We start from the raw sequence: 12,698 nt of genomic DNA, 5'->3' as shown, positions 1-12,698 counted from the left end.
CGTTTAAAGTCCTGCGTCAGCATCGATCACGCCGACAACGGAGCGGAAACCATGACGGATCCGGATGAACAACGGAGGACATACGGCAGTGCGCCGTTCAAGGGATTGACCGGGTGCCAGGCTTACTTCCTCGAGGTGCCCGGCACGGCCAGCGCCGCCGAGCTGTCGGTGGTGTCATTCGAAGCGGTGGAGCGCATGGGCGAGCCCTATACCGTCACCATCCAGCTGACGCACCCCTTGCCGCTTGAGCGGGCCGACTATCTCGGCAAGGACGCGACGTTCCTGATCGATCCCGGAGACGGGACGGAGCCGCGCAAGTTTGCAGGCTGCATCATGCGCTTCAGCCAGACCAAGCAGACTCATGACTTCAGCAGCTACGAGATCGTGGTCGAGCCGCTCGTCGCACGGCTGAAACTCACCCGCGCGAGCCGCGTCTATCAACACCAGACCGCCCCGCAGATCATTGAGGCAATCCTGCGGCGACATGACCTGAAAGGTCATCAGTTTTCCTTCAAGACGCGCCGCAAGTATCCGCAGCACAAGTTCCGCCTCCAGTACCAGATGTCCGACTGGGCCTACATCCGCCTGTTGATGGAGCAGGAAGGGCTCTACAGCTACTTCGCCCTGGGAAAGTTCGGCGAGATGGTGGTATTTGGCGACGACATCGACCACTACATTTATCTGCCGGAGTTGCGGGTGCCTTTCCGCGAAACCGCGGGGCTGGAGTCTGGCGCCGAGGCTGTGACCGATCTCAAGACCCGCGCGCAGACGGTGCCGGAATCGGTCCGCGTCGCGGACTACAACCCCGAGCAGTCCTGGGAGCGTATCCATGCCGAGGCGAACATCGCCCGCAAGGGCAAGACGACCTATGGCGAGTCCTATGTCTTTGGGAGCCATCACCTGGACAAGGACGGCGCCAAATGGGAGGCCCAGTTGCGCCACGAGGCAGCAATCGCCTGGCAGGTGGTCTACGAGGGCGCGAGCAATGTGCGGGCTCTACACTCGGGGCGCATCCTGCGCATGGACGAGGTCCTGCCGGATGCGCCCAACGGGCAGGTGATCATCGAGGTCAGGCACAGCGGCGCGCGCGACCAGGCCTACCGTAACACCTACAAGGCGATCCCGTCCGACCGGCATTTCCGGCTGCCGCTGCATGAAGAAAAATGGGCGCGGATCCACGGCACGCTGAGCGCGCGCATCACCTCGCCGGGCCAGTACAAGTACGCCTACCTGACGCAGGTGGGCCACTACACGGTCCGCTTCGACCTGGATTTCGATGAATGGCCAAAAGGCGGCGAGAGCGTACCGCTGCGTTCGGCCAAGCCATTTGCCGGGGCTCACCGGACGGGCTTTCACTTCCCGGCGCTGGATGGGACCGAGGCGGCGATTGCGTTCCACGACGGCAATCCGAACAAGCCGTATATCGCGCATTTCCATCACAACAGCCAGCATGTCGACCTGATCACCAACCAGGACCGCTTGCAGTCGCGCAATGTCATCCATACGCAGAGCGGCAACAAGGTCGAACTGGAAGACTGGGAGGACGAGGAACACGTACAGCTTTCCACCGAGCATTCGGGCAAGAGCCAGTTGACCCTGGGGCATATGGTCAACGGCGAACGCAAGAAGCGCGGCGAAGGGTTCGAGCTGCGTACTTCTGGCTGGGGCGCGATTCGCGGCGGCAAGGGGCTGTTCGTTTCGGCGGATGACCAGCCGAACGCCGGCGGTCAGCAACTCGATATGGAGGCAGCGCAGAGCCTGCTGCAGCAAGCCCTTCAGCAGAGCGAAGCATTGGCTTCGGCCGCCAACGCGGCACAAGCGGTGGCCGCGGACTACAACCGGCAGAAAGCCTTGCTCAACGATACGCTGACGGCGCTGAAGAAGGCCGGGATACTTGTCAGCGCACCGGCGGGCTTGGCGCTGGCCTCGGGTGCCGACTTGCAACTGACGGCCGCTCAAAACCTGATCGCCACCGCTGGCGGTCATGCCGACATCAGCGTACTCAAGCGCTTTACGGTTGCGGCGGGCGAACTGGTGTCCGTGTTCGCGCAGAAACTCGGCATCAAGCTGTTTGCTGCTAAGGGCAAGGTCGAGATTCAGGCGCAGAGCGATGAGATGCGCCTGCTGTCGGACAAGAACATGACGATCAGCAGTGCAAACGGGTGCGTCGTGATCGAGGCCAGGGAGGAGCTGCTGCTCAAGTGCGGTGGCTCCTATCTTCGCCTGTCGTCGACGGGCATTGAGGACGGCACGCGCGGTGACCGGACCATCAAGGCGGCCGCGTACAGCCGTCAGGGGCCGGCTTCGCTCGCCGAATCGATGAATACGTGGAAGCACGCCAATTTTGATGAGCAATACATGCTCAGATGGCCCTTCGATGGTCAGCCCGTCAGCAATCGCACGTTCTCCATCATTCGCGAAGACGGCAGTGTGATCCGTGGCACCACCGATGCCGAAGGAAAGACGGGGCTGCAGAAGAGTCTTTTCGTGGATGGACTGCGCCTGCGCATCGATCCGGAATGAGTCGCGTTGGCGCGCAGTGCACCTCACAACCACAATCACGCAGAAGCAAACCGGAGCAACTTCGTATGGCCACCGTTGAACGCGTTATCCCACCCTCCATAGCCGATGATGGCTCGGTGCACTACTCGTCCGTCATGTCGCCGTCCGACGACAGCATTGCCGTATGTCACATGGTGCCCGACAGGATCATACCCGTGATCTTTGTGCCAGGTGTGATGGGCACGAACTTGATGGGTGATGACGGAAAACACGTGTGGCTCGTAAACGGGAAGGGGAGTGTCTCGAAGGCGTGGGCGAACAGAGGTCCGGATACACGAAAGCGGATCCTTGATCCCAAAAAAACCCAGGTCTATGCCGATGGAGCCATCCCGCAAGGCACGCGCCAGAACGATGCCGAACTGAAGCGCCGCGGGTGGGGTGAGGTCGGCTTCATGAGCTATGGCACGTTTCTACCCTGGCTCGAGAATGCGCTCAACGACGCCGATCAGTGCAAGACGGGCGAGCGCGCGCGCCTGATGAAGACCCTTGTGGCCAATGCACCTGGCGTCGAGTTGCTAACCCACAATGAGGTGGCACTCTCCTATAAATACCAGCTCCCCTTGCATGCCGTAGGTTACAACTGGCTCCAATCGAATGCAGAGTCTGCAAAGCGATTGGACGGGAAGATCCAGGAGTTCATGGCGTACTACCGGAGCAAGGGCTATATGTGCGACTACGTGATCATCGTGACGCATTCGATGGGCGGCCTGGTATCTCGCTACTACTCCGAACTGATGGGTGGCAACAAGAACGTGCTGGGGATCGTGCACGGCGTAATGCCCGCCACGGGTTCGGCTACAGCCTATAAACGGGTGAAGGCCGGCACGGAGATGCCGGAAGGGATCGTCTTGGGCGCCAACGCCGCGGAGATGACTGCTGTGTTCGCGCAATCACCCGGGCCCCTGCAGTTGTTGCCCAGCCCGGAGTACGGGATGGGTTGGCTCAAGCTCAAGGACGGAAAGAGTACTGTCGGCTTGCCCAAGGCAGACCCGTACAAGGAGATCTATACCGTCCGCGGCAAGTGGTGGGGCCTTTGCGATGACAAGCTGATCAATCCGCTGGATCCGAAGAAGGCGACGATTGATCGGGACTGGATCGGATTTGTGGATCTTATTGAGCGTCAAGTCAAAGTATTCCAAGCGGAGATCAGTGGGAAGTACCACGCAACCACTTACGCATTCTATGGAGACGATTCAGGTCATAAGACATGGGGCGACGTGGTCTGGGAGCGGAGAATCTCCAGTGCTCTCCGGCTGTTCGATGCGTATCCCAAAGTTGACGATCTCGCGGCCGGACAGGTCTTGCACGATCCGGGGAAGGGCGAACAGACAGTGCACCAGCACACTGGCGGCAGACCGTTGGCGACAAGCTTCATTTTGAAGGGGGCCGGCGAGAACGGAGATGGCACGGTACCAATCCGATCCGGCGCCGCCCCAGGCCGAAGAGTCAAGGCTTGTGTGCCATATCCGGGCGTCGATCACGAAGGTGCATACAAGAACAGGTCCCAACAGCTTTTTGCCCTTTGGGCGATCACCAAGATTGCCTGTGGCGTTGCGAAGACCTCGATGGCCTACAAGTCATGAAGAAAGCAACCGTGGTGGCCATCGCATGTTTCGCGCTATGTCTGACAGCCTGCAATCCGCCCAAGCCATTGACGCAAGAGGAGAGAAAAACCATGAACGAACTAACAGCCAATCTCGGTCCGCGCTGCGTGGGACGCTACCTGATTGACATGCCGGCTGATGTGTTTGTGTTTGGAAACCTCACGGTGGACCAGATTCCTCTTGAGGCGATGGCAATGCCGGAGGATCAGTTTCAGCGGGAGGTCACCTCACGCGAAGCGGAGTTGAAAGGTACCAGGAGTGCCGATGCTTACCCGTTCCTGTATGCAAGCGGTGAGGTGTCGGGTGCAGCTACAAGATATTTCATTCATCGGGGCGATGTTCTTGCTCATCCAGCCAGCCGGGTCATCGAAGCTTACAAGTGGGACCGGGGCTTTCAGATCAAGATGAGAACGGAGGGGTGGGATTACACCAACCCGGATCAAACCAACGACTCGCTTGTCGAGCTAATCACTCCCAAGAACATCGTTCCGGAACTGCGCGCCCGCGTATTCGACCTGCTGAAACGTGTGCGTGGCCGTCCGGAAAGTGAGATTCCGTCCGAGCCCGGGGTGTGCTTTTTTGGTGGGTTCCTGCCGGGCAAGGCCGGTGCCACGGAAAACCTTTGGACCCAATTCGTGCTGCATGACAAGATCGACGTTAGTGTCGGTCTGGAGACGAATTCCGATATTCGAGAGCAAACCACGCTGCTGCAACGTGGCGACAGCATCAACGCGGCGCTCAAGGAAAGAGAGGGCCGCACGATTCGAATGGGGCCGGTGGACTTGCCTGGCTTGCCGGCAGAGGAATGGCTGATGGCGGGGATAACCACGCGAGGTGTGCCTGGACACCATCTGGCGCTGGAGGCGAATTCCAGGATCGGCAGTGCGCAAGCGCCCTTGGTCATCTTGGAAATGGATACTGGATCTGAGAATAGAGTGCTACGCGATCCTATCGAAAAGGCATCGCTGACCGAGGGCGAGGCCGTTGCGCTATGGGACGTGGTCTCACGAACCTTGCGCCCGCGTCCGAACGGATTCTGACATCCCTCAAAGCCAGTAACGTAACAGGAGAACAGAACAGTGAACGAACTGAAATCCAATCTCGGTCCGCGCTGCGCGGGATGCCATGGCTGTTGATTTCTCGCTTTTGCCGAAGGAAGAACCGGAGCCCGGCAATTCTCCATCGCGGCCAGTCTGGGCGATCGTGTTTCTCGTCATGGTGCTGGCGTGCGCATTCGTGATCCTCCTGTCATGGCCGAAGCATCTGCCCACGCACACGTGGAGATTCTGGGCAACCCTGATCCTGTTCCCGGTGGGGATACCTGCGTCGATATTGCTGTTCCGGTATAGCTATCATGAGGGTCACAGACTTGACGTTCTGATGCGCAACGAAGTGATCCGCAGGTACAACGAGTGCGTCTTCGCCTTGGCTGCGCGTCCCTTGGCCTTGCTCGGCGCGGCCCATCGTTTTTCGTCGGACCAGAGCGAGAACGCAACTGGCGCCATAAGGGCAGGTACTGTCAGGCTGGAGACGCAAAAGCCGATCGCGAGAGACGGCGCTCCTACAAAGGCTCGCTGGCTGGTGGTGCCTGGCGTACCGCTTGATCCTGGTGGAAAGGAGGCAGATGATCGCCGTCATTGCAAGGTGACGCGATGGTTGTATTCGGAACTGCTTGACGATCTTGCCAACCGCATCCAGTCCTTGCCTTCGCGGGTCGATCTTAGTGTTTGTCTATGGGTGTCGGGAGGATTGCTTCGCAAGGATTATGTGGCGCTCTGGCAAGAATGCTGGCGAAAACGTCAACTTCGAGATATGCGCCTCGCCGAGGAGACTGAGCCTGCCGGCCTCGATGTTCTCGACAGTTGGCTTGATCAGGCTGCTGGTGGCGAAGGGCGCGAGGCGAGATTGATTGTCGCCATTCAACTGTATCCGGTGCTGAGCAAGACGCCGCCCGTCGGCGCGACGGAAGCGGGAGCCGCTCTTCTTCTCATGCCAGGCGAACAGGCTGGCCGGCTCCATGTGGTGTCTGAGGCAACCCTGCATCGCCCGGTACGCGGTCCGTTCGACCAGTCCGACGGCGCTTTGTCGCATGCCGTGAAATGGGGCGATGTCACTGCCGCGGACATTCCCGGTGGTTGGCAGACAGGCCTCGATGCAACGCAGGCGGGGGTGTTGCGCGAGGCTGCCATGCGTCTTGGGCTGACCGTCCGGCCTACAGACCTCGACCAGACCGTCGGGCATGCTGGCGCTGCGGCACCCTGGCTCGCGATAGCCTGCGCTGCGGGTTCGCTATCCGGTGACGTCCAAAGTCAGATCGTCTTTGCTGGCCAGCCTGACGGTGTGGATTCTGCGGTCGTGCGTTCGGTATCGCGCGAGACTGAGCCAGTCTGACCGCACAGTATTCGTCTGATTTTGCGACGGAGTCGCCAAGGCACGAACTGGAGAGGGTTCCTGTATCGATACAGGCCGAGAGATGGCAAACAAGGAGCTGATTTTGATAAGACGTTACGACATCACGAGGGGTGATTCGACAACCTCTGGTGGAACCGTTGAAGGTGGGGATGGGGACGACAAGGTGGGAGATCGCGAGCAGGCTTATGAGGGCGATCCGGTGTGGTGTCCAGCCTGCAAAACGATGGGACGGATCGTTTGTGTCGGGCCACGCCTGTCGATGACGGGGCCTGACGGGCGACAAGCCGCATTGAGCGATGACCTCTGTGTCTGCCGGTGTGATCCAAGCCCTCGACTGATACCGTCGCAGCACGCGTCTTACATGGATGTCTGAGAACGCCGTGYGACTGGCGTGAGGGCATCAAGTATCCCGATTGAGTTCAGAGCATGGGCATGAACGTATCTCCCGAACAATGAAGAAGCTGCAGATCGACCTCACCTTGATACTCGTTCTCGCACTGGTATTCGCCGGTGCCATCTGGATGTGGGGCGAGTACGCTGATATCAAGACGCCAGAAGCGCGGAGCTTCTGGCTATCAGTGGTCGCTGTTGGCGCCATTGTGCTGGCGATTGTCGCGTCGTTGGATCGTCTGGGCCGCTGGTGGGATGCCCTGCATACATTGAGCAAGTGGTTAAGTCTTCGGAAATCGGAGATGGCTGGCACGACGCAAGCGAGCATTCTCGCCATCAGTGACCGGAAGGGATCTGAGCCAAGACTGCTGGGGCCATTTCGCCAGGAGTTGCAGCAGCGACACGGTTTTCGTTGGCGCTATCGCCAGCCCTGGCTGYTGMTCACCGGCGACGAYGCYGCCATYGCCCGMCTSYTGCCCGAMCTGGCRGAACARGGTTGGCTGATCACCCCCGACGCGGTGCTGCTATGGAGCAAGAGCGGGCAGAATGGCCAGCCGGACGCCGACTGGCTCAAGCAACTCTACAAACTACGCCGCCGCCGTCCGGTGGACGCCGTGGTCCTGACCACCGACGGCACGGCAGACCTGCCGGCACAGCGTCGTGTCACCCATCCCTACGGTATTGGCCTGGCGCGCATCGCCGAGGTGCTGCGCTGGTCCGCCCCGGTCTACCTGCTCGATGTGGCCCTGACGGACGCGCTCGCCAATGGCAATACGCCGGTCATCGGTTGCGAACTGCCGCGTCTTGCGGATGAGGCAGCCATCGAGAAGGCGCTGCTTGTGGTGCGGGACCGCCTGTTGCAGCGCAGCGTCGCGCAACTGATGCAAAACGAGCGCGACCGCTACATGGGCGAGCTTTCCCAGTGCCTCGACACGCGCGGCAAGGCGCTCGCCGAATGGATTGCCGGCCTGAACGGCGGGCGGCGCCGGCGCATCCCGGTCGGCGGCATTGTCTTCGCGCCGTATCCACGGCCTGCCGCCACCGATGCGAGCGCGCCGACCAGCGCCGACCTGCCGCTCTGGCAGTACCTGGGCGATGCGGCCCGCCGTCAACCCGGACGGCGGACCGGCTGGCACCCGGTCACGGTGTTTTCAATCCTGAGCCTGACGGCTATCGGCCTGTGGGGTGCCGGCATGCTGGTGTCCGGCGTGCTGAACGGGCGGGACCTGCAAGCCGCCCAACAATCCGTGAACGACATCCGGTCGGCCCCCAACCCGGCCGCCCGCCTGCGCGCGCTCCTCGCCTTACAGCAGCAAATCGAACGCTACGAGTACCGCACCCAGCATCACGTACCCCTGACCCGCTTTGGCCTGAATCGCGATCCGGCGGTCCTAGCCGCGCTGTGGAAGCCATACACGCAGGCCAGCCGCGAGTTGCTCGTCGCGCCCGTGCAGCGGGATCTGGAGGCGTCCCTGGTGGATCTCGTGCAACTGCCGACCACGGTGCTGGATGAGGTAACCAATCGGGTGGCGCTGGGTGGCCACCAGGCGCTCAAGTCCTACCTGATGCTGGCCAACCCCGAGCGCGCCGAGCCGGCATTCCTGACCCCGCAACTGGTGCAGCATTGGTCCACCGATGCCCGAATTACCCCGGGCGAGCAGTTGGATCTCTCGGAGCGGCTGCTCAAGTTCCATGCGCAGCACCTGCAGGCCAACCCGGCCTGGCGCATCGAGCCGCGGCCAGAACTGGTCGCCGGCGCACGCCAGACGCTGCTGGCCGTGATCGGGGAGCGCAACGCCGAGGCCACTGTCTACCAGGGCATGATCCAAGCCTTTGGTGAGAACGGTGGCAGCAAGTATCCGGACCAGACCCTGGCGTCCCTGACCGCCGGCACCGATACCCGGGGGCTGGTGCGGACCGCCGCCATCGTTCCCGGCGTCTTTACCCGGCAGGCCTATGAGGACTACGTGGTTCCCGCAATCGAGCAGGCCGCCAAGCGTACGGAAATCGCCAATGACTGGGTGCTGACCGACGGCAAGCCGCAGCAGCAGACGGCGAGCCGCTCGGCCGAAGCATTACAGGCGGCGTTGACCGAGCAGTACTTTGCCGACTACGCGGAGCGCTGGCAGGGCTTCATGAACAGCCTGCAATGGGAACCGGCGCCGACCCTGCCGGCTGCGATCGATCAACTCAAGCTGATGGCCGACGCGCGCCAGTCACCGGTGATCGCGCTGATGAAGTCGCTCGAATACCAGGGTGGCGCCGGCGCGCGCAAGGACACGCTGTCCGATACGCTGGTGGCCAAGGCGCAGGACCTGCTGGGCAAGAAGGGGGCCGCACCCGAGGTGGCGAAGCCGGACGCGGCGGGACCGCTCGGAGCGGCCTTTGGCCCGGTGCTGCGGCTGGTGGCACAGGGCCAAGCCGCCGGCGCYAATGCTGGCACCAACGCGGGCACCAGCGGTGAGCTGAGCCTGCAACGGTTCCTCGACCGCGCAACGGCGCTGCGTCTGCGCCTGCAGCAGGTCAGCAACAGCGCCGATGCCGACGCGCAGGCCCGGCAAATGGCGCAGGCGCTGTTCCAGGGCAAGGGCTCGGAACTCGCCGACACCCAGGCCTATGCCCAACTGATGGCGGCCAGCCTCGGCAGCCAGTGGGCGGGCATGGGCGAGACGCTGTTCGTGCGGCCCATCTCGCAGGCGACGCAGACGGTGCTGCAACCGGCGCAGGCCAGCCTTAACGAGGCCTGGCGGCACARCATCGCGATGACGTGGGGCCGCTCGTTCGCCGGACGCTATCCGTTTGCCGACAGCGCCAACGATGCGTCGCTGCCCGAACTGGCGCGCTTCCTGCGCCCGCAAAGCGGACTGATCGGCGCGTTCCTCGGCACGCAACTGGCGGGCGTGCTCGAGTTGCAGGGCGATCAGTGGCTGCCGGCAGCCACCGGCGGGCAGGCACAGTCCTTCGATCCCGCCTTCCTCAACGCGATCAACACCTTGCAGCGCATTGCGGCGCACCTGCTGGCGCAGGGCGAGCCCCGGTACCGCTTCGAGTTCAAGCCGATCCCAACCCCGGGCTTGACCGACACCGTGCTGACGCTGGATGGGCAAAAGCTGCACTACTACAACCAGCGCGAGACCTGGCAGGCGATGACCTGGCCGGGCAACAACCTGCAGGACCCGGGTACCCGGCTGCAGTGGCAGACCGAGACGGCGGGCACCAACAAGAACTACGAGTTCGGCGGCCGCTGGGGACTGGTGCGGATGCTGGAGCAGGCGCACATCGAGCCGGTCGATAGCGCGAACTACCAGTTGACGTGGCAGGCGAGGCCAGATGCGCCAGAAGAGCCAGGCGCCAAGAACCAGGCCGACGGGCATGGCCAGACCCTCGCCGAAGATCCCGACAGTCTGACCGCGCGCAGCGCCAAGGTGCCTGTTATGGCGGACTTGACCTATCCGGTGCGCTACCTGACGCGTACCGAGGTCGGCCAGGGACCACTGGAGATGCTGGCCCTGCGGGGCTTCGTGCTGCCATCGCGCATCTTCGTGGGCCGGGAGCCGCGGGTCGCGGCACGTGGCACTCCGGGCCCACGTCAGTAGGCAAGCGGTCAGGGTCTTTCACGAAGTTGTCGTAGTCTTCCCGGCTAACTTCCATCGTTGCCCCTTGATGTCCAGGGTTCCCGGCGCTCCGGCGCTCAGGCCCGCAGATACCCCTCCGCCAGCGCGACCCAACACGCCGCGCCAAGCGGAATCAACTGGTCGTTGAAGTCGTAGCCGTCGTTGTGGATCGAGCAGCCGACCCACTCGCCGGTGCCATTGCCCAGCGCGAAGTAGCAGCCCGGCATCTTCTCCAGCATCCATGCGAAATCCTCGCTGCCCATCTGCATCGATGGCGGCACCTGGATGACCTTGTCGCTGCCAAGCACGCTGGCCACGGCCTGCCGCGCGATGGCGGTGGCTTCCACGGTATTGCAGATCGCGGGCGCGAGGCGCTCGTAGGCGATGTCCACCGCCACGCCACAGGAGGCGGCCTGGTGCGTCACCACCTCGCGGATGCGGTTTTCCAGCAGGTCGCGTACCTCAGGCACGGTGGCCCGCACGCTCAGCTTCAGCGTCGCGGTCTCCGGGATGATGTTGTAGGTGCTGCCGGCTTCCATCTGGCCCACGCATCGCAGGGGAAACGCTCGAACAGGCCGTCGTTCATCATGGCGAGCGCGCCGGTCATGCCTTCCTCGTCCGGCTGGAAGATCAGGTTGAGCGTGCCGTCGAAGTTGCGCGTGGCGGCCAGGTATTCGGCGGCCGCCAGCAGCGTGGCGGTATGGCCGTCGTGGCCGCAGGCGTGCATGCGGCCGGGCACCTGGCTGGCATAGGGCAGGCCGGTGCGCTCCTGCAGCGGCAGCGCGTCCATGTCGGCACGGATGCCGATGCTGCGCGTGCCGTTGCCCACCTTCAATTGCGCCACCAGCCCATGGCCGCCGACGGTGTGCACGTCGTAGCCCCACTCGCGCAGCAGGGCGGCGGCCATCCCGGCGGTGCGCGGCACGTCGGCGCCAAGCTCGGGATGCGCGTGGATGCGGTGCCGCAGTTCGGCGAAGCGCGCGGTGGATTCGTTCAGGGCGGACGGGACATTGCCTGGAGTCTGGGTCATGACAGTACGATCCTGGATGTGCTGTGGAATCGGGAAAGAGGGAAAGAGGGGAAGACGATCCTGGCGCGCGTCAGTCGCGGCCCGGGTGGCTGGGGAACAGCGCCAGCGCGCTCAGGCTGATGCAGGCGGAGGCAAACAGGTACCAGGCCGGCGCCATGTTGCTGCCGCTGGCGGCGATCAGCCAGGTGACGATCAGCGGGGCGAAGCCGCCGAACACGGTCACGCCAAGGCTGTACATTACCGACATACCGGTGGCGCGATGGTGGCGCGGCAGCGCCTCCATCATCAGTGCGGCGCCGGCGCCGCTGCTGACCGACATCAGCGCCACGGCGCCGCCGATCAGCGCCATGGTGAGCGGCAGCTCCGGCCCCGACGAGAGCAGCATGAAGTTGGGGTACACCAGCGCCAGCGATGCCAGCCCGCCGGCAAACAGCAGYGGCTTGCGGTGGGGCAGCCGGTCGGCCAGCAGGCCGGACAAGGGCGCCACCACCAGCATGGCGAGGCCGGCCATGCACGCCGCCAGGAACGCGGTGACGGGCGGCATGTGCAGCGTGTTCACCAGGTAGGTGGGCATGTAGAACACCATGATGTACATCGACGAAGTCGAGCCGGTCATCAGCAGCATGCCCAGCAGCAGCGTGCGGCCATGCTCKCGGAACACCGCGCCGATGCCGCCGTGCTGCCCGCCTTCATGCGTTTCCTGCAGATGGCGGCGGATATACATGCCCACGGGCGCGATCAGCAGGCCTAGCAGGAACGGCAGGCGCCAGCCCCAGTCATGCATGGCTTCCGGGCTGAGCAGGGCCGATACCGCAGCACCTGTCAGCGCGCCCAGCAGCGCGGCGCCGCCTTGGGTGGCGGCCTGCCAGCTAACCAGGAAGCAGCGGTTGCGCTTGCTTGCCGACTCCAGCAGCAACGCGGATGCCGCGCCGACCTCGCCGCCCGCCGACAAGCCTTGCAGCAAGCGGCCGAGCACAACCAGCACGGTCGCCGTCACGCCGATGCTGGCGTGGGTAGGCGTGAACGCGATCAGCGCCGTGCCTGCGGTCATCAGTGCAATGGTGAGCGTGAGCGCGGTCTTGCGGC

7 protein-coding genes and 1 pseudogene are annotated in these 12,698 nt (G+C 63.2%); 6 read left to right on the top strand and 2 right to left on the bottom strand.

Annotated elements, in window-relative coordinates; all coding sequences use genetic code 11:
* Window positions 1–51: 51 nt before the first annotated feature.
* The 6 genes from AC1DKD_RS33410 (at window position 52) to AC1DKD_RS33385 (ending at window position 10,564) form a co-directional block, all read left to right on the top strand.
* A complete protein-coding gene (locus AC1DKD_RS33410; RefSeq protein ID WP_441629749.1) occupies window positions 52–2,523 on the top strand; it encodes a type VI secretion system Vgr family protein in 2,472 nt (823 codons plus the stop codon).
* A 65-nt stretch (window positions 2,524–2,588) separates the two neighbouring features.
* Window positions 2,589–4,145 (top strand): esterase/lipase family protein, encoded by a 1,557-nt coding sequence (locus AC1DKD_RS33405; protein ID WP_441629750.1) that lies wholly within the window; start codon window positions 2,589–2,591, stop codon window positions 4,143–4,145.
* A complete protein-coding gene (locus AC1DKD_RS33400) occupies window positions 4,142–5,206 on the top strand; it encodes a T6SS immunity protein Tli4 family protein (protein ID WP_441629751.1) in 1,065 nt (354 codons plus the stop codon). Before AC1DKD_RS33405 ends, AC1DKD_RS33400 begins: the two co-directional genes overlap by 4 nt.
* 85 nt (window positions 5,207–5,291) lie before the next feature.
* Window positions 5,292–6,557, top strand: coding sequence for a hypothetical protein (locus AC1DKD_RS33395; protein WP_441629752.1), 1,266 nt, complete (start codon window positions 5,292–5,294; stop codon window positions 6,555–6,557).
* Window positions 6,558–6,663: 106 nt separating this feature from the next.
* Window positions 6,664–6,951, top strand: a complete 288-nt coding sequence (locus AC1DKD_RS33390; protein ID WP_441629787.1) for a PAAR domain-containing protein — start codon at window positions 6,664–6,666, stop codon at window positions 6,949–6,951.
* A gap of 79 nt (window positions 6,952–7,030) precedes the next feature.
* Entirely contained in the window at window positions 7,031–10,564 is a 3,534-nt protein-coding gene (locus AC1DKD_RS33385) for an ImcF-related family protein (protein ID WP_477144212.1), read from the top strand.
* A gap of 95 nt (window positions 10,565–10,659) precedes the next feature.
* Here the strand turns inward: AC1DKD_RS33385 and AC1DKD_RS33380 are convergent.
* Both AC1DKD_RS33380 and AC1DKD_RS33375 read right to left on the bottom strand, forming a co-directional pair.
* Window positions 10,660–11,612: pseudogene (locus AC1DKD_RS33380) on the bottom strand (M20/M25/M40 family metallo-hydrolase).
* Window positions 11,613–11,682: 70 nt separating this feature from the next.
* Window positions 11,683–12,698, bottom strand: a 1,016-nt coding sequence (locus AC1DKD_RS33375; protein WP_477144211.1) for an MFS transporter, incomplete at its 5' end; no start/stop codon positions are given.

The organism is Cupriavidus sp. 05T313 (assembly GCF_056396665.1).
This window is presented reverse-complemented; position numbering and strand designations above follow the sequence as displayed.